Source organism: Citrobacter sp. C13 (assembly GCF_014596815.2).
Taxonomy (GTDB): Bacteria; Pseudomonadota; Gammaproteobacteria; order Enterobacterales; family Enterobacteriaceae; genus Citrobacter; species Citrobacter portucalensis.
Window position 1 is genome coordinate 370,506 of the sequence record NZ_CP115024.1, and the last position, 19,753, is coordinate 390,258.

General features: G+C 52.9%; 13 protein-coding genes. 5 read left to right on the forward strand and 8 right to left on the reverse strand.

All coding sequences use genetic code 11. The features are described from left to right. Positions 1-91: 91 nt before the first annotated feature. The 6 genes from IB222_RS01750 to tsgA form a co-directional block, all read right to left on the reverse strand. Positions 92-5,866 carry an autotransporter domain-containing protein gene (locus IB222_RS01750; RefSeq protein WP_149384423.1) on the reverse strand — a complete coding sequence of 1,925 codons (5,775 nt, stop codon included), beginning with the start codon at positions 5,864-5,866 and terminating at the stop codon, positions 92-94. Positions 5,867-6,236: 370 nt separating this feature from the next. Further along, entirely contained in the window at positions 6,237-7,610 is a 1,374-nt protein-coding gene (cysG, locus tag IB222_RS01755) for a siroheme synthase CysG (RefSeq protein WP_148361401.1), read from the reverse strand. A 160-nt stretch (positions 7,611-7,770) separates the two neighbouring features. Then, a complete protein-coding gene (nirC, locus tag IB222_RS01760; protein WP_003827698.1) occupies positions 7,771-8,577 on the reverse strand; it encodes a nitrite transporter NirC in 807 nt (268 codons plus the stop codon). Between the two features lie 187 nt (positions 8,578-8,764). Further along, complete coding sequence (nirD, locus tag IB222_RS01765; protein WP_003023590.1) at positions 8,765-9,091, reverse strand: nitrite reductase small subunit NirD; 327 nt, start codon at positions 9,089-9,091, stop codon at positions 8,765-8,767. Next, positions 9,088-11,631: an NADPH-nitrite reductase large subunit gene (gene nirB / locus IB222_RS01770; RefSeq protein ID WP_003827704.1), complete on the reverse strand. Its 2,544-nt coding sequence runs from the start codon at positions 11,629-11,631 to the stop codon at positions 9,088-9,090. Before nirB ends, nirD begins: the two co-directional genes overlap by 4 nt. Positions 11,632-11,903: 272 nt before the next feature. Next, complete coding sequence (tsgA, locus tag IB222_RS01775) at positions 11,904-13,085, reverse strand: MFS transporter TsgA (protein ID WP_149384424.1); 1,182 nt, start codon at positions 13,083-13,085, stop codon at positions 11,904-11,906. Positions 13,086-13,349: 264 nt separating this feature from the next. On the opposite strand from tsgA, the gene ppiA reads away from it, so the two are divergent. The 5 genes from ppiA (at position 13,350) to IB222_RS01800 (ending at position 16,686) form a co-directional block, all read left to right on the forward strand. Beyond that, positions 13,350-13,922, forward strand: coding sequence for a peptidylprolyl isomerase A (ppiA, locus tag IB222_RS01780; protein WP_003023595.1), 573 nt, complete (start codon positions 13,350-13,352; stop codon positions 13,920-13,922). A gap of 106 nt (positions 13,923-14,028) precedes the next feature. Then, positions 14,029-14,196 (forward strand): YhfG family protein, encoded by a 168-nt coding sequence (locus tag IB222_RS01785; protein WP_003827708.1) that lies wholly within the window; start codon positions 14,029-14,031, stop codon positions 14,194-14,196. Next, positions 14,186-14,788: a putative adenosine monophosphate-protein transferase Fic gene (locus IB222_RS01790; protein ID WP_149384425.1), complete on the forward strand. Its 603-nt coding sequence runs from the start codon at positions 14,186-14,188 to the stop codon at positions 14,786-14,788. Before IB222_RS01785 ends, IB222_RS01790 begins: the two co-directional genes overlap by 11 nt. A 31-nt stretch (positions 14,789-14,819) precedes the next feature. Continuing rightward, positions 14,820-15,383, forward strand: a complete 564-nt coding sequence (gene pabA / locus IB222_RS01795) for an aminodeoxychorismate synthase component 2 (protein ID WP_003827711.1) — start codon at positions 14,820-14,822, stop codon at positions 15,381-15,383. Between the two features lie 85 nt (positions 15,384-15,468). Then, positions 15,469-16,686 carry an aspartate aminotransferase family protein gene (locus tag IB222_RS01800; protein ID WP_149384426.1) on the forward strand — a complete coding sequence of 406 codons (1,218 nt, stop codon included), beginning with the start codon at positions 15,469-15,471 and terminating at the stop codon, positions 16,684-16,686. Positions 16,687-16,756: 70 nt separating this feature from the next. On the opposite strand, the gene IB222_RS01805 is transcribed toward IB222_RS01800, so the two are convergent. Both IB222_RS01805 and crp read right to left on the reverse strand, forming a co-directional pair. Then, positions 16,757-18,844, reverse strand: a complete 2,088-nt coding sequence (locus tag IB222_RS01805) for a YccS/YhfK family putative transporter (RefSeq protein ID WP_126319743.1) — start codon at positions 18,842-18,844, stop codon at positions 16,757-16,759. Positions 18,845-18,895: 51 nt separating this feature from the next. Further along, positions 18,896-19,528: a cAMP-activated global transcriptional regulator CRP gene (gene crp / locus IB222_RS01810; RefSeq protein WP_000242758.1), complete on the reverse strand. Its 633-nt coding sequence runs from the start codon at positions 19,526-19,528 to the stop codon at positions 18,896-18,898. Positions 19,529-19,753 lie beyond the last annotated feature (225 nt).

The following is a 19,753-nucleotide window of genomic DNA, read 5'->3' on the forward strand; positions in this document are numbered from 1 at the left end:
TGTTTATATATAAAACATACGATTAGTGAATTGGATTCAAATAAAAAAGCCTGGTATTAATAAATAATACCAGGCTGCTGGGTTTAATTAATTAGCGGAATGTTTTTCTGAAATTCAACATAAAGCCTTTATCGCTGATGTTGTCCTCTTTCCACTGGTAAGCGTCCAGATTCAGGCTGGCATCTTTGGTGCTGTACTTCACGCCGACCGTCGCCAGACCGTTGACGCCGCCGCCTTTTTGGTCGTCGTCTACGCTAAAGGACTGGCCTGCGGCACCTTGCAACGACGCGGTACGCTGGCTTTTCGCATAGCTCAGGTTCGGTCCACCTTCCAGTGTGGCGCTGGCACTCCAGCCATTTTCACCGGTGTAGTCGAACTTCATTCCGACAATGGAATCTACGGCGGTTTCGCTGCCAGCGTTCATCGACAGGTTGAAGTCCCCCGCGCTGCGCTCTTTGTAGCCGCCTTCCAGCGTGTGACGGAATTTCACCCCGGCGTACGGCGTGACTTTCAGCGTATCATTCATCAGCGTGAAGGTTTTCGCCCCTTCGCTGCGGAACTCAAGATACTGTTGGTGTACGTCGGAGTCCGCTACTTTGTTGGTATCGCCATAAGAGACAGAGCGGCTGCTGTCGAGGTTGTGGAGGTCATAACGCAGGCTGTTATTCCAGGCCAGACCTTCATTAAACGCCATGCTGTGCTTCAGACCAAAGAACTGGCTGTAGCCACCGGTCAGGCCGTTGTCGCCCGCCGTCTGCGAACCGTCACCGTCCAGACGCGCTATACCGTACTCCAGCGTCAGATTCTCGCTGGCGGTCAGATCCAACGTCTGGCGCAATGCGAGCATGTCGTACTGGGTATCGTTGCCCAGCTCGGCGCGTGGATCTCCTTTTGCCACCACGTTGAACGCCAGACCATCTTTAATTTGCGGCGCGGCATCGGCCAGCATCGTAAAGCGGTTGCTTAATACCCGTGCTTCCCGGAACACGGTTGTCGCCTGTCTGCCGCTGACCTGCTTCAGTGCGCTGTTGAGTTCGGCGGTCGTGCCGACGTTGAGGCTGGTGTACAGCTCGTTGTTGGTGTAGCCCGCATCCAGGGCGCTTGCCACATCGGATACGCTGCTGTCGGTTGCGACATCCGCGTAGGCGTTTTTGGTCATGGTGACGTCCACATTACCGTCGGCGTCCTGGCTGCCGTTAGCGTTCCACACGACAGAAGTGGACTGGATTGCGCTGGCATCTGACAAGTTGTTGCCTTCGACCACGTTGTCAAAGCTGACGGTAGTATCGGCGGTGCCTGCGGTAAAGCCAGTATTGATACCGACGCCATTCATGCTGGCGTTGCTCACTTTCAACTGGCCTGCGCTGCCGTCGGCGCTGGTACCGACCACGTAGCCGGAGAGATCGTTCGTCCCTGACGATGCGGCGGTGCTGTCAGCGGTCACGGTTGTCGTGCCGTTGTTAACGGTGGGCTCTGTCGGGGCGGTAAAATCAACATAATGCACTTCCGTGCCGTCGCCGTTTTCGCCGCTGCCTTCGATGGTTTTACCTTGCTGCTTGATAAAGCCGGAGTTTGTCACGCTGTCGTCGATATAAACCGTGCCGTTGTTGACAATATGACCGTTGCTGCCCAACTGGCTAAAGGCGTAGGAGTTGCTGGCATAGATATTAATCGCACCATTGTTTTCGATGACGGCATCGGATTTGGCGTTGGATTCCAGCTGCATCGCTACCATGCCGGTATCACTGGTGCCTTCGGCACCCAGATTAATTACGCCGTTGTTTACCATTTTTGCGCTGCCGGAAGCTGACATGGCGACGGTGTTATTGCCGCTGGCGTTGATAACGCCATCATTAATTACCTTACCGCCATTTGCGCTGGCGGTTTTAACCTTACCGTTGAACGTTCCTGCGTTATAGAAGGTAAACGCACTGCTGGCGATATTTATCGTGCCATCAACTTCGCCCCAGTTGTTCAGCGTTCCTTTCCACATATCTTCCGGCACGCTGAGCACGCCACTGCTCAAATTATTGAAGGTGGCACCCTGGGCTATGGCTGCATCATTTACCGTACCGTTGTTGTTAAATACGGTGGCAGCGTTGAAATTGATTTTGTTAATCGTACCTTCATTGCTCACTACGCCAGTAGTGTTTTCCAGCATCAGTGTGCCAATATACCCTTGGTTATCCAGCGTCCCTTTCCACATCTCGACTTTGTTAACAGAGGCTGTGTTACCGTTAATGACCGTTGAGCCGCCACCTACGGTTAATGTGCCGGTAACTTCGCCACCGTTCGTGAATGTGCTCCCGCCTTCCGCATCAACAGAGCCTATTTTACCGCTGTTGGTAATCGTACCGCCCTGGGAGGAAACCGTACCGGAAATCTCTCCGTTATTAGTTAGCATTCCCTTATCAAGACTGATATCGCTATTAAGCGTACCGCTGGTGTTATTCGAAAGATTGCCACTCTCAATAACAGAGATATTATCGGTGTTGACCGTGCCATCATTACCCACTTTACCGGAAACATATATGTTATTGGGTGACGTCATGTTTTCACCCTCGGCGGTGATAAGACCGTCAGCATAGTTCAACGAGACATTTGTATCGGTTGGGTTATATTCCGCGCTGTCCTGGCAATCATCGCCGATACAGACCGTACCGTAGTTAATTACCATGCTGCTGCTATCGGCAAAAAATGGTTTGCCATAATCAGCATAAATATTGATAACCCCGGTCGTGTCGTTCACCACCGTACCACCGTTTAATGCCGCCATGCCAACCAGTTGGTTTTCATCGGTTTTTGTTACGCCTTCGTCTGCGGTCAGCGTAATGATGCCCTGGTTAATCGCCGTCCCGCCATTGAGCGCCATCATGCCGAAGCCTGCGTTGTTGACGGTTATCGTGCCAGTATTGGTTGCCGTGGCGTCGCCGTTTCCTTTATCCGTTGAGCCTGCGACCATGCCGGAACTGGTCAGATAAAGGGATGACGGGTGCCAGTACGTACTGCCGAGGGTATTGCCTTCTTCATCGAGCGTCGGGACAAAGCCGTCCAGGTCGATATCACCTGCATTCAGCGCCGTTCCTTTACTGGCTGAGACACCATATACGCCAGCCCCCTGCAGGTGAATGGTTGCGCCTTTATCGTTAATGACGTTGCCGTATGCGGAGGCCAGCATTGCATAGAAGGTGTGGGTGTACCAGACTATGGGATATGAGGAAGTACCGTCGTCGCCTGCTGGCGTCTGATCGGTTATGACGGTGATATCACCGCCGGATTTGTTATGAACAACACTCTCTTTGCCACTGGCGGAAGCAATAGCGATATTATCATCGCCGCCGCTGCTGGTAGCATAGACCAGAATATTTCCGTTGTTGGTTATTTCAGCGCCATTATCAGCACGCATAACGGAATATACGCCGTTGCTGGTAATATCGCCTCGGTTATCAATAGATGTGCCTTCCCCATTAGCCATGAGCAGGGCATTGTCGGTGTAATAGTTCGAGTTTTTGTAACTGACATTAATATCAATAGCGGAATCTTCATCCAGAACCAGAGAACCGCCGTTGGCTACCTGCGCCAGTATGACACTACCACCTGCTATAGTGGTGGTATCCACAGTAGATTGACCGCTCAGCACAACTTCGCTGTTGCCATCAATCTCAATGCCCGTGATAGTTACAAAATCATAACCCGGGGTTCCGCTGTTGTGGGTGATGTCAATACCGCCAGTAATGTTAGCGCTGTTACCGTCGCCCGTTACGTTCAGGCCAACAGCGTCCAGATACTGCCCATTGCCCGTGGCCAGGTCGTTAACGTCAATGTTAAGTTCGCCGTCAAGAGCAATAGTATTATTGTTGCCGCTGATGCTGACGCCGGTCAGTGGCGTATTACTGGTAATTTTTGAATCCGGCGCATAGTCGGCACTCATGTTGACGTCGCCTACGATATTCACCGTATTGCTGTTGCCGCTAATGCTCACGCCGGTTGCGCCGCGAAATATATCATCGCTGTCCTGGGCGGAGATAACGTTGATATTGCCGTCCAGAGAAACCAGTGAACCCTCACCACTTACCTGTGCGCCCGTACCGTTGAGGCTGGTATTGATATCACCGTTGCTGTTAAATGTATTTTGTTTACCGGCAATAACGAAACCAACAGAACCTTCGCCACTCACCGTTGTTTGACCGCTGTTTACGAGTTTGCCATCCTCTCCGTTGATGGTGAGCCCTGCTGCTCCATTGATCACCAGCAGCTCACCATTCTGCGTCAGTCTCGCATTATTGCCTGTAATGGTGGAGATGGTTGAACCTGCGCCATCAACGGTCATATTACCTGTATTGATTATTCGGGCGTTGTCGCCATCAATATAGGTACCCGTTGCACCGTCAGCAATAACCTGATCCCCTTCATTGATAACGAGCGCATTATCACCGTCGATATACAGGCCCGTTGAGCCTTCGCCGCTGACGGTGGAAGTACCTGTGTTATCGACAATGGCGCCATCACCGATGATTTTTGCTCCGGTGGCGCCGTCCAAAATGTTCAGGTTACCGTCGTTGGCGACTTGTGCATTATTACCGTTAATAATCGAGCCAGTGGAGTCTTTGCCGCTAATGTCGGAGATACCTGTATTGCTAATCGACATATTGTCGCCATCGAAAACGATGCCGGTGCCGCCACCGCTGACGGTAACGTCGCCGGAAAAGGTGGAGGAGGTGCTATTACCGGAAATCAGCGCGCCTGTTGCCCCATCTACTGTCGTATGGCCTGAAATCGTATTGGTCGTGTTATCGCCGGTAATCACCAGACCCACAGCGCCGCCAGTAACGGTGGAATCGCCAGTCAGCGTGTTGTGGGTCTTATCGCCGGAAATAATTGCAGCGGTATTGTTTGCGCCACTGATCTCCAACCCGCGATCGGTGATATTGGTCGTGCCATCGCCAGCAATGACTTGTGTGTTCTCATTGGCAAGGATTAAGTATCCCCGGCTGTCATACTTCCAGTACTGACCGTTTTCCTGCGTCCCTTCAATTACGGCGGCATTATCGCTGGTAACGTGCCAGCCGGTAATTTGCAGCGTTTTGCCATCCGGCGTGGTGAGTTGCCATTGATCGTTTTGCTGGCTGTAACTGACCGTAGCTTCGCCGAGGCTGGTACCGTTATCCAGTTTGATGTTGTCAAAATGGAGCGTATCTGCACCTTTATCGAGGGTGACGCCGTTGCTGAAGGTAATGACTGAGGTGTCGGGAGGAGTTACATCACCGCCGCCATCGTCGGGAGGAGTTACATCACCGCCGTCATCGTCGGGAGGAGTTACATCACCGCCGTCATCGTCAGGAGGAGTTACATCACCGCCGTCATCGTCGGGAGGAGTCACGTCACCACCGTCGTCGTCGGGAGGGGTCACATTACCTCCACCATCGTCGGGAGGAGTCACGTCACCACCGTCGTCGTCGGGAGGGGTCACATTACCTCCACCATCGTCGGGAGGGGTCACATTACCTCCACCATCGTCGGGAGGAGTCACATTACCTCCACCATCGTCTGGAGGGGTAACGTCGCCGCCATCGGGTATTGCTGGCGTACTGCTATGATGAGCATCGTGGTCATTGCTGTCTACGCCAATTGCTACTCCTGCGGCAAGCGCCGCAATACCGCCAATGGCCCATCCCCAGTGGTTATCTTGTGTTTTATAATCGGCAAGGCAACGTTTTGAAAGTTTGTCGCGTTCTATTTTAGATAATACGAATACATCAGTAGGGCAATCGTTGTCATCGTCGCTGCTATCTGCGGCTATCGCCGGGAGATAGTAAGTTTGCAACGCAAGAGCAATACCCACGGCAATGAGTTTTTTCCTTTGCATAATCGACATCCTTAAATAAATACGTGCAGAATATGCCATTGAAGGCATAAAGTTATTTTTAGGTATTTTTTGATTTTGCCACTGAATGACCATACTTCGTCAAATTATTCAATGATCATGTATTATTTAGGATGTGAATCCTATTGGTGAGTTACAGGGATATAAATGATTTTTTTACGCGATTTTTATAAATTATAATATAAATGTATTTTAATGGTGAATAAAATGAATATTTCTTAATGCAGATTTAAGAATAAATAATGATAAACAGGCGAGAAAAATAAATGCCCTGAATTGGACTGCACCTTACTCAGTTGGGTGTCCAACTTTTGGGGTGCAGCCCAATATCAGGGCATTTTTCAGCGTTCAATTAATAGTTCGAGAACCAGTTCAGCTTATCGCGAAGGCCTACCACACGACCGACGATAATCAGCGCCGGACTTTCAACCTGTTGCGCCAGTTCGCCGAGTTGGGTCAGCACGCCATTGACGACGCGTTGCTTCACGGAAGTCCCGTTTTCTACCAATGCGACGGGCATATCAGGCTGCATACCAAATTCGATCAGTTTTTCCTGAATGGTGGCCGCCTGATTCAGACCCATATAGAACACCAGCGTCTGTTTCTCTGCCGCCAGGTTTTCCCAGTCCAGCTCACCACCGGTTTTCAGGTGTCCGGTAACCAGACGTACGCTCTGGGCGTAATCACGATGGGTCAGTGGAATGCCGGAATAGGCGGAACAACCGGAGGCTGCGGTAATACCGGGTACTACAGAGAATGGAATACCGGCATGGCACAGGGTTTCCAGCTCTTCGCCACCGCGGCCAAAGATGAACGGGTCGCCACCTTTCAGTCGAACCACGCGTTTACCCTGTTGCGCTTCACGCAGCAGGATCTGGTTGATCTCTTCCTGCGGTACGCAGTGATAGCCCGCACGTTTACCGACGAACACCCGGTCTGCATCGCGGCGTACAAGGTTCATGATGTCGTCGGAAACCAGACGGTCATAGACCACGACATCCGCTTGCTGGATCTGCTGTAGCCCTTTCAGCGTCAGCAGGCCGGCATCGCCAGGACCAGCGCCAACCAGTACCACTTCACCACGGTGATCCAGTGGTTCGCTGAGCATGTGCTCGGTGGTTTCCTCGACGGCTTTCAGGTCATTGTTCGCCAGCGACTGCGCCAGGCGGTCATTCACGAACAATTTTTCCCAGAAGCGGCGACGCTCACCCATGCTGGCAAACTGCTGCTTCACGCGGGAGCGCAACTTGCCGGCATACTGTGCGACCTGGCCCAAATGCTGAGGCAGTACGGATTCAAGCCTTTCACGCAGCAGACGGGCAAGCACCGGCGATGTCCCGCCGGAGGAGACCGCCACCATCAGCGGCGAGCGGTCGATGATGGACGGCATGATAAAACTGGCTGCTTTTGGCGCATCGACCACGTTGCAGAAGATACGACGTGATTCTGCGGCGGTGCTGACGCTTTGGTTGACGGCATCGTCATCGGTGGCGGCAATAGCCAGCCAGCAGGTGTCGAGCAGGGACTCATCGAACGGCCCCTCAACCAGCGTCAGCATGCCTTCATCTGCCCATACGGTGAACTGCGGAATAAACGCCAGCGCATTAACTGTTAAACGAGCGCCCGCTTCCAGCAGTAACCGCGCTTTGCGTTCTGCGACATCACCACCGCCGACGATCAAGCAGTCGCGGTCACGTAGTTGACAAAATATAGGCAAATGATCCACGACATTACCCCTTAATTATTGGCAGCAGCCTCAGAATCTACCCATTAGGCTATCTTATTTGTCAGTTTGTCCCTGGGCAGTGCTCGCAATCCTCACGTACTGCATGTACGTTCCGGTTGTTCCGCGCTGTCCGTGTTCAAACTGCCTGCATCGAATACGCCTACTGGGCAAGATTTTCAGCTTGATTGATTTTTACCGGAGCCGGACGCTCCGATTTTGGCGTAGCATACCAATAACCTAATCCCATGAATACGACACCGGACAAAGTATTACCGAGTGTCACCCACAGCAGGTTATGACCAATTCCTGACAGGGTATAGGCTTCGCTGTGGTGGCCGAACCAGGAGAGGGCAAACAGCGTCATGTTGGCAACGGAGTGCTCGTAGCCGGAAGCAATAAACGCCAGCAGACACCACCAGATAGCGAGGAATTTTGCCGCGCCTTCGGTACGGATTGCCATCCAGATTGCCAGACAAACCAACCAGTTACACAGTGCCCCTTTAAAGAACAGCACCATCGCAGGCGCGGTGGTTTTCGCCAGAGCAACAGAATGGACGATGCTGGTATCGACCGGCAGCAGGCTACCGCCGCCCCAGCTGTAAAGCAGAGCGACAAACACGGAACCGACCAGGTTACCCAGCCAGGTTTTTGGCAGGATTGCCCACATCTGGCCGTGACTTATGGTGCCCGCTTTGACGCCGAGCGTCAGGAACATGGTATGTCCGGTGAACAGTTCAGAACCGGCAATAATGACCAGTGTTAAGGCAATACCAAAGGTTGCACCCATCACCAGAGGACGAACGGACGGGTCGAGCAGATTACCGAGGGTGAAAATAAGAATGATGCCGAGACCAACATAGGCTCCCGCCATTGCCGAACTGATCCAGAATCCGAGCGGGTTATTAGCCGACAGGCGTGCGATGCGCGCAGCGTTAGCCGCACACTTATTAATAGTGTCAGTGAACATGTGTTGATTATCCTTGAAGTACAAACAATAAAAAGAAATCGTAACCGTAGGCCGGATAAGGCATTTATGCCGCCATCCGGCAATGTGCTTGTGCAATTGCCTGATGGCGCTACGCTTATCAGGCCTACTAATAAAAGACCTACAAATACGTCAAAAAAGGGGAGGCGTTGCGCCTCCCAAAAATTTATTAACCGCGCAGTTGCACCGTGCCGTCTTTCACTCGCGCTTCGTAATGTTTCACGGAGAACTGTTCGTCTTCCATGCACAAACCGTCGCTTAAGCGAAAACGCTGCTTTTTCAGCGGGCTGGCAACCCACAATTCGCCCTGATGTTCAGCAATCAGCCCACGAGAAAGCACGCTGGACTCAAAGAACGGGTCGATGTTGCTGATCGCAAACACCTGGTCGCTGTGATACGGGCGGAAAATCGCAACCTGCTCGTTACCTAACAGGGCGCAGACGCCTGTTGCAGGCAGAATGTCATCGATTTTGCAGATGTTTTTCCACTGGCTCATGCGTTTTCCTCCACCAGAGTCACCGGGATACGCTCATAAGGCGTGGCCGGACGATGTTGTTCACGTTCAGGCACAACCTGGACATTCGGATCGCGTTTTTCGCTGTTGATAAAGTGTTTGAAGCGAACCTGCGCGGATGGGGTGTTAACGGTTTCTGTCCACTCACACACCACTGCTTCACGCAGACGAGCCATCTCTTCTTCCAGGTGCTGGTTCAGGCCCAGCTTGTCGTCGATGATGACGGACTTCAGATACTCGATACCGCCTTCCAGATTGTCTAACCACGGTGCGGTACGGGTCAGTTTGTCAGCGGTACGGATGTAGAACATCATGAAACGGTCAAGGTACTTGAGCAGAGTTTCGCGATCGATATCCGCGGCCAGCAGGTCCGCATGACGAGGTTTCATCCCGCCGTTACCGCAAACGTACAGGTTCCAGCCTTTCTCAGTGGCGATGATACCCACGTCTTTGCCCTGAGCTTCCGCACATTCACGGGTACAGCCGGAGACGCCGAATTTCATTTTGTGCGGGGTACGGATGCCTTTGTAGCGATTTTCCAGCTCCACGCCGAAGCCAACGCTATCGCCGACGCCGTAACGGCACCAGGTGCTGCCTACGCAGGTTTTCGCCATACGCAGCGCTTTGGCATACGCGTGACCGGTTTCAAAACCGGCTTCAATCAGCTGACGCCAGATTTCCGGCAGGTCATCTTTCTGCGCGCCGAACAGACCGATACGCTGAGAACCGGTAATTTTGGTGTACAGGTTAAACTCACGCGCGATACGGCCCACAGCCACCAGGCCTTCAGGGGTAATTTCGCCACCCGCAGAGCGCGGGATCACGGAGTAAGTACCGTCTTTCTGGATGTTCGCCAGGAAGTTGTCGTTGGTGTCCTGCAACGGCGTGTGCTGTGGTTTGAGGATGTACTCATTCCAGCAGGAAGCCAGCAGGGAACCGACGGTCGGTTTACACACTTCGCAGCCGTAGCCTTTCCCGTGTTTTGCCAGCAGCTCTTCGAAGGTTTTGATGCCTTCTACGCGGATGAGATGGAACAGTTCCTGACGTGAGTACGGGAAGTGTTCGCACAGATTGTTGTTAACTTCGATACCCTGTTTCGCCAGTTCGGCGTTCAGGACCTGCGTTACCAGTGGGATACACCCACCGCAACCGGTACCCGCTTTGGTTTCCGCTTTCAGCGCCGCAACGGTATGACAGCCTTTGTTGATAGCGGCAATCAGCATGCCTTTGGTGACATCGAAGCAGGAGCAAATCTGCGCGCTATCCGGCAGTTTATCGACACCGATAGACGGCTTACCGCTGCCCGCGTGTGCTGGCAGAATCAGTGAATCCGGGTTTTCCGGCAGCTCGATGGCGTTCAGCACCAGTTGCAGCAGATTGCCGTAATCGCTGGTATCGCCCACCAGAACCGCGCCGAGCAGGGTTTTGTTATCTTCGCTAACGATGAGGCGTTTGTAGACTTCTTTGCTTTCGTCGAGATAGACATAGCTACGTGCGCCCGGCGTGCGCGCATGCGCGTCGCCAATACCGCCGACGTCAACGCCGAGCAGCTTCAGCTTGGCGCTCAGGTCCGCGCCTTCAAAGGCGTTTTCGGTCTCGAGAATATGGTCAACGGCAACCTGCGCCATTTTGTAGCCTGGAGCGACCAGACCATACACGCGGTTGTTCCAGCTGGCGCATTCGCCGATAGCATAGATGTCCGGGTCAGAGGTCTGGCAGGTGTCGTTAATGACGATACCGCCGCGTGGCGCGACGTCCAGACCGCACTGGGTGGCCAGTTTGTCGCGTGGACGAATACCGGTAGAGAAGACGATGAAATCGACTTCCAGTTCGCTACCGTCGGCAAAACGCATGGTTTTGCGCGCTTCGGTGCCTTCCTGAACGATCTCTTTGGTGTTTTTGCTGGTGTGCACACGCACGCCCATGCTTTCAATTTTGCGACGTAACTGCTCGCCACCCATATGATCCAGCTGTTCAGCCATCAGCATTGGGGCGAATTCAATCACGTGGGTTTCAACGCCGAGGCTTTTCAGCGCACCGGCGGCTTCCAGGCCCAGCAGACCACCGCCGACCACGGCACCGCGTTTGCTGCGGCGTGCGCAAGACTCAATGGCGTTGAGGTCTTCGATGGTGCGGTAAACGAAGCAGTCCTGGGTTTCCGAACCTTTAATCGGTGGGATCCACGGGTAAGAGCCCGTCGCCATGATCAGCTTATCGTAGTAAACCGTACGACCTGCGCTGGAGTGGATCACCTTCTCCTGGCGGTTAATGGTAATTGCGCGCTCGCCCACTAACACCTTAACGCCGTGCTTCTCGTAGAATCCTTCACGCACCAGAGAAAGCTCTTCAGCGGTGTGGTGGGAGAAGTAGGAAGACAGGTGTACGCGGTCGTACGCTTTGCGGGGTTCTTCACAGAAGACGGTAATATCAAAATTGGCAGCGTCGGATTTATCAAGAAGATCCTCAATAAAGCGATGGCCGACCATACCATTACCGATAATAGCGAGTCTGACTTTGCTCATTTTTGCCTCGATTTCTTTTCTATTACTGCCTACCTTAACGATTCAGCAACCGCGCTTATTGATACAAATCAAATTCGCCCTTATATACTCCTTAAGAGGTATATAACTGATTTGTCAGCATTTTTATAAGTGACGGAATTATTTGGGTTTTCGTGTTTGTATAAATAGCGTACAAATTAAGGGGTTTTTGTAAGAATTGGCCTACATGACCAGTGAAAGAAGAGAGGAGGAGAAAATATGCCGGATGATGTGGATACCATCCGGCAGTGAGATTAATGCGCTGCTGGGGCGTTATGCTGGCGATGACGCGTGACAAACCCAAGAGTAAAGCACATCACGAATACAACCGCATACAAGCCGTTAGCCGTTTGCAATGCCGCCTGCGGGCCGCTGTGTGCCACGATAGGGCCGGTGACGACGAAAGTGAGCATAGTGCCGATGGTGCCGCAGGTCAGAACGAAGTTAACCAGTTTGGGTGAGGCGACCTTCGTCTGCTGGGAGCCAAGGGTAATGATGGTGGTATAAATCGCGCTGGAGAAGAAGCCCAGCGTCATAATAAACCACGGCATATGCTCTGGCGTACCGGTGATAAACAGATACATCAGGACGGTAGCCAGACCCGCCAGTACGGTCAGGATGCGCTGCAAATCGAAGAAACGCAGAATAAAGCTAAATGCCCACATGCCAACCATGTAAGACATCCAGAAGTCGCTGACCAGTTTACCCGCATCGTTCAGGCTCATGCCCAGACTTTTGGCGTACTCCGGGACCCAGGAGATAAAACCCAACTGACCGAGGATGTAGCACAGTGCAGCGATCGCCAGAAACAGCACGCCAATCCCCCATTTTTCTTTTACTACCGGCGCGTCTGACTGCTGAGCGTGTTTACCCAGTGCCGGGAATTCACAACCGAAGGTCAGCAGGAAAATGGCGACGTATACGAGGCCGATGCAGGCATAGACCCAATACCATTCGATGCTGCGCGCTAACAGGAACGCGGCAACCATCGGGAAAATCATGCCGGCCATGCTGAAGAAAGAGTCAGTAAACAGCAGGCGGGAACCGCGCTGGCGACCTTCGTACATTTGAGTTACCAGGAACGTACCAATCGACATGGTAATACCGCTCACCAGACCCAATACAAACATGGCGGCGGAGAACAAGGCCAGGCTATGGCTGAACATCAGTCCGGCAACGGCCAGTACCATCAGGATAAAGCCGAAGCGCAACTGGGTTTTCAGTGGCACGATTTCCATTAACCATGCATTCAGAAAGATAGAGATCAGAATGCCGGCATTCAGGAAGGTGAAGGTGTTACTCATGCTGGAAACGGGCAAATGGAAGTAATCTGCGATGTTTCCCATCACCATCCCGGTGACAATTACCAACGCACCTGTCAGGGCGTAGGAGAGAAAGCTAATCCATGTGAGCTTGATGCGATTGCTGTTAGTCATGACTGGCCTGTATAGAAGTGTAAGGCGCATTGACTGCGCCGTGAGCGGGCAGATTTTAGGCGCTTTAGTGACGCATTTAAATATTTATTGGTAATAACTTGGTGCGTTACATTTTTCTATGTGATCTTGATCACATAGATACTTGCAGCCATGAGGTTACATTTGTTTCAGGTACGTAAAATTAAGTAAAGGGATGGCCTTGTCCTTGAAGGCTCTTTAGAATCAATTCACTTGCTTCATTTCTGCTCTTGTTAAGGAATTCTCATGCTCAAATCGACTCTGGCGGCTGTTGCAGCTGTTCTCGCTCTTTCTGCTCTCTCTCCCGCAGCACTGGCAGCAAAAGGTGATCCACATGTTCTGCTGACAACCTCTGCTGGTAACATTGAGCTGGAGCTGAACAGTCAGAAAGCCCCGGTTTCAGTGCAAAACTTTGTCGATTATGTCAACAGTGGTTTCTATAACAACACCACGTTCCACCGTGTGATCCCAGGCTTCATGGTGCAGGGCGGCGGTTTTACCGAGCAGATGCAGCAGAAGAAACCTAATCCGCCAATCAAGAATGAAGCCGATAACGGACTGCGTAACACTCGCGGCACGATTGCTATGGCGCGTACAGCGGATAAAGACAGCGCGACCAGCCAGTTCTTTATCAACATTGCAGATAACGCTTTTCTCGATCACGGCCAGCGCGACTTTGGCTACGCTGTTTTTGGTAAAGTTGTGAAAGGTATGGATGTCGCGGATAAGATCTCTCAGGTACAGACCCATGATGTCGGTCCATACCAGAATGTCCCGTCAAAACCGATTGTTATCCTTTCTGCTAAAGTCCTGCCGTAATCGTATCTTGCGCGGGTAGTTCTTGCCCGCGTTCACCCCTCTCTCTGCGTAACCCTAAATTGCTGCTTATACTTGTGGCAAGTGTCGGCTCATTCAGGGAGGTCACGTGAAAAAACTCACCGATAAACAAAAGTCCAGGCTGTGGGAACAACGGCGAAACGCCAATTTCCAGGCCAGCCGACGGCTGGAAGGCGTAGATATTCCGCGGGTTACTCTGAGTGCTGAAGACGCTCTGGCGCGTCTTGAAGAGCTGAGGAGGCACTATGAGCGATAAATTCGGTGATGGTCGCGACCCGTATTTATATCCGGGCCTGAATGTCATGCGTAACCGTCTGGGGATTCATCAGGCGCAGCGTTTAGCGCAGGCGGCTTATGAACTGACAGCGCTGCGTGCGGCGACTATCGAATTGGGGCCGCTTAAACGGGGCTTACCGCACCTGTGCGCCATTCATCGCCAGCTGTATCGGGATATTTTTGACTGGGCGGGACTCCTGCGCGAAGTCGATATTTACCAGGGCGATACTCGCTTTTGCCATTTCGCCTATATCGAGAAAGAGGGCAATGCGCTGATGCAGGACCTGGAAGATGAGTCCTGGCTGGTGGGATTGCCGGAAGACAAGTTTGTCGATCTTCTTGCGCACTATTATTGTGAAATCAATGTGCTGCATCCGTTTCGCATTGGCAGTGGCCTGGCGCAGCGTATTTTCTTCGAACAGTTAGCGATTCATGCCGGGTATATGCTGAGCTGGGATGGCATTCCGGTTGAGGAGTGGAATCAGGCTAATCAGAGCGGGGCGATGGGTGACCTGTCTGCATTGCGGGCGATATTTCGTAAAGTGGTAAGCGAAGCCCCGGAAACTGAGTAGAATAGCGCGGTTCTTATGTACCGGAGCCGCCATGATCCTGCTTATTGATAACTATGATTCTTTTACCTGGAACCTGTACCAATACTTCTGCGAACTGGGCGCTGATGTCCTTGTCCGGCGCAACGACGATCTGACGCTGGCGCAAATCGATGCGCTGAACCCGCAAAAAATCGTGATTTCCCCTGGGCCATGCACGCCGGATGACGCCGGTATCTCACTGGACGTTATTCGTCATTTCGCCGGTAAGCTTCCCTTGTTGGGTGTTTGTCTTGGTCACCAGGCGATGGCGCAGGCCTTTGGCGCGAACGTAGTTCGGGCGGCTAAAGTGATGCACGGTAAAACCTCGCCGATTACCCATACCGGGCAGGGTGTTTTTCAGGGACTCGCTAACCCATTAACGGTGACGCGCTACCACTCTCTGGTGGTTGCCCCTGAGACGCTTCCCGAGTGCTTTGAGGTAACAGCCTGGAGTGAAACGCAGGAGATAATGGGCATTCGTCACCGCGAGTGGGATATGGAAGGGGTACAGTTTCACCCGGAGAGTATTCTCAGCGAACAGGGGCATCAGCTACTGGCTAATTTCCTCAATCGCTGATTTGTAGTTGCTATTCAGTGATTTTTTATTCATATTTTGTGATTATAATTTCACTGGCGTTTCTGCTTAACAGGGTGGTAATGACATGGCAACTGAACAAACTGCAATTACGCGCGCGACATTCGATGAAGTGATTCTGCCGATTTATGCACCGGCTGAGTTTATCCCGGTAAAAGGAAAAGGGAGTCGAGTGTGGGATCAACAGGGCAAAGAGTATGTTGATTTCGCGGGCGGCATTGCAGTGACCGCGTTAGGGCATTGCCATCCGGCATTGGTTGAGGCGTTAAAAACTCAGGGCGAAACCCTGTGGCATACCAGCAACGTTTTCACCAACGAACCGGCGTTGCGCTTAGGCCGTAAAATCATTGATGCGACCTTTGCCGAGCGCGTGCTGTTCATGAACTCCGGTACTGAAGCCAACGAAACCGCCTTTAAGCTGGCGCGCCACTATGCCTGCGTGCGTCATAGCCCGTTCAAAACCAAAATCATTGCCTTCCATAATGCGTTTCACGGCCGTTCGCTGTTTACCGTATCCGTTGGTGGGCAGCCGAAATACTCCGACGGCTTTGGACCAAAACCGGCGGATATCATCCATGTCCCGTTTAACGATCTGCATGCGGTCAAAGCGGTGATGGACGATCACACCTGCGCGGTGGTGGTTGAGCCTATTCAGGGTGAGGGCGGCGTCACTGCGGCAACGCCGGAATTCCTGCAAGGTTTACGTGAACTCTGCGACCAGCACCAGGCACTGTTGGTATTTGATGAAGTGCAGAGTGGGATGGGGCGTACCGGCGATTTGTTTGCCTATATGCACTACGGCGTGACGCCGGATATCCTCACCAGCGCGAAGGCGCTCGGTGGCGGCTTCCCGGTGAGCGCGGTGTTGACCACTCAAGAGATTGCCTCCGCGTTCCACGTGGGTTCGCACGGCTCCACTTACGGCGGTAACCCGCTGGCCTGCGCGGTAGCGGGGGCAGCGTTTGATATCATCAACACGCCGGAAGTGCTGGGAGGCATTCAGGCCAAACGTCAGACGTTTGTCCAGCATTTGCACAAGATTGATCAACAGTTCGACATTTTCAGCGATATTCGCGGGATGGGGCTGCTGATTGGCGCCGAGTTGAAGCCGCAGTTTAAAGGCCGGGCGCGCGATTTCCTCTATGCCGCCGCGCACGAAGGGGTGATGGTGCTGAACGCCGGGCCGGACGTGATGCGTTTCGCGCCGTCGCTGGTGGTGGAGCAGGAGGATATCGATGAAGGGATGCAGCGCTTCGCGCAGGCGGTAGCGAAAGTGGTGGGCTGATTGCCGGATGGCGTACAGGGTAAGCTGTGATTCGTAGGCCGGATAAGCGTAGCGCATCCGGCAGTCGAGCTTAACCCTTCATGTCCCGCAGTCGGCGGCTCAGCCAGATCCCGTGGTGCGGTCGCTGACGCCATGCTACCGACGAAATGGTATGCATGGTGTTCAGGTGCCCAAGAACCCGCTGCAGATGCTGCTCAAGAGTGCTTAACGGACCATGGGACAGCATCTCTGGCGCTTCGAGAATATTCACATCTCCCGAGCTTCCCGGCCCATCATATTCCAGCCGTTGCTGACAGCGCTGGAGCGCAATTTCACAGGACTCCAGATACCGCTGTGCCAAATCCGGCGTCAGCATCGTATGTTCCCTTGCCAGCGTGGTCATCGCGTTGATGTGTTCGACGATGAACTGGCTGTGCGTGACCCACAGTTTCATGTCTGCAAGGTAGTGCGAGTTAAATCCTGGCTCCTGCATTGCCTGGTTCAGCGAGTTGAACAGCGTGTTTTGCGTCTGGTTGACGCGCATGCGCTGATACGCCAGCGGCGTGGCCTGTGGATCGTTGCTGAGGATCAGACGAATGGCCTCCTGGTCGGCTTCTAACGCATCGTGGGCGTTCTTACGCAGCAGACCGCTCTGCCACTGTGGCCACAGCCAGAGCGTGCCGCCAAAGGCGATTAAGCAGCCAATGACCGTATCGACAAACCGCGGCACGATAAACTCTTCCCCGTTCAGCGTCAGCAGTTGCAGGGTGTATACCGCCGTTACCGTAAAACCGACGGTAGCCCAGCCGTAGTTTTTACGGATGATCAGATAGCTCACCAGGGTGATCAGCAGCATGGCCGCCAGCGTGAAACCTTCGGGAATATGAAAGTGCAACGTGACGCCGGCAATAACCAGTCCAACTAGCGTACCTACGGAACGGTGTAAGATGCGCACCCGGGTCGCCCCGTAGCCATTTTGCGTAACAAACAGGATCGTCATCAAAATCCAGTAAGGCTTTGGCAGGTGTAAGGCACTGCCCATCAGGCTTGCGATACTCAACATAACGCTGATGCGTCCGGCATTGCGCAGCGCCGGGGATTTCAACGACAGGTAGTTTTTCAGGGCAGGGATCAGCGGCAACCGACGCTGCTTGTCAGCCATTAAGTCACGGGCATACAGCGGGCGCTGGGTCCGTAGCACGCGGGCAATACGGCTGAAGTGCCAGTAGCAAAATTGCCCCACCGGATTGTCCGGATGCTGCCTGGCGATTTTCTCCAGCGTGCCAATCTGCTTTTCCATCGAGAAACGGGTTGGCAAGCGGTGATACAAAATATCATCGGCCAGTACCCGAAGGCGTTCGGCGACGGTTCGCGCGTTCCAGCGAATCACCTGTTCGGCGTGGCTACGCTCAACCAGTTTTTGCACTTCTTCCGGCTGGTGGAGGCTAACGGAAATATGTTCCTGTAAATCCAGCGCCTCCTGAAAGGCACGCAGCAGGCGTTTGTATTCGTTGTTGTGATGCGCCGACAGCATATGCATTTGCTGATAGCACTGGGTAATCAGATCCACTGCCTTTTGTTGGCGAACCAGCAGGGGAGGCAGCGCTTTTTCTGGGTCGGCATGCTGGGTCAGCATGCTGTACTTGGCTTCACAGTAATCGGCTAATTCACGGTACAGCAAGCTGAGCGATTCGCGGAGCGGTTGCTCGCGCCACATCCAGAACCAGAACCAGTTGAACAGGCCGTACCATAACGTGCCCAGCGCGTAGATCAGCAGCGGCTCCCAGACGGGCATATTCCCGGCCAGGCTGAGCGTGAAAATCGCCGCGATAAGCGAGGCTGGCAGTAATCGCGCATGCAAAGGGCTTAGCTCGGCGGTTACGCCAAGAATCAGCGTCAGGCCGGTGAGGATCAATGGTAACGGTATAGTTTGCGCAAGCAGTAACTGCATGATCAAACTGCACCCGGCAAACAGCGATGCACCAATGACTAAGCGTTTGAAAAAGCGCTTGTGCGGAGTATCAAGACCGGCAATATTGCAGCAGGCAGGGACGAGGGAAAAGAGAAGCCCCAAATGAAGCTGACCGATGATCAGACCAACAGCCACAGGTAAACATAGCACCAGCGTTTGTCGTAGTGCGTAGTTGATCTCTGGGTGGTATATCAGTCTTCGCCACATCGGAGTAAACAAAAGTGGCGCATTACTGGGTAACGCGCCACTTCGATGGGGTTAACGCGTGCCGTAGACGACGATGGTCTTACCGTGTGCGGAGATCAGGTTCTGATCTTCCAGCATCTTCAGAATACGACCGACGGTCTCACGGGAGCAGCCAACGATCTGGCCGATTTCCTGACGGGTAATTTTAATCTGCATGCCGTCCGGGTGGGTCATCGCATCAGGCTGTTTCGCCAGATTCAGCAGAGTCTGCGCGATACGACCGGTTACGTCGAGGAAGGCAAGGTTGCCCACTTTTTCAGACGTGACCTGCAGACGACGAGCCATCTGAGAAGACAGGCGCATCAGAATATCCGGGTTGACCTGGATTAATTGGCGAAATTTTTTGTAGGAAATTTCAGCGACTTCACATGCGGTTTTGGCACGTACCCAGGCGCTACGTTCCTGACCTTCTTCGAAGAGGCCTAATTCACCAATAAAATCGCCCTGATTCAGATAAGAAAGGATCATTTCTTTCCCTTCTTCATCTTTGATCAGCACTGCCACGGAGCCTTTAACGATGTAATACAACGTTTCCGCTTTTTCACCCTGGTGAATCAGCGTGCTCTTCGATGGGTACTTATGAATATGGCAATGAGACAAGAACCATTCGAGAGTCGGGTCTGTTTGCGGTTTGCCAAGCACCATGCGCGGTTATCCTCTGTTATAAGCTGTCTCCAGAGCCAGAAAACGACGCTGCCTCTGGGTTTGCAAAAATATGCTTCCCGCTACCTGGGAAAGGGGCTGTCAAAAATATACTGCAGCCTGTAATGTGATGTCCTCTGCATACATGCAGTACGTCAATGTATTACTGTAGCATCCCGTCTGTTTTAGCATAGCTTTCGCCGTGTGTCTCCTGGTGTCTCGCTTCAG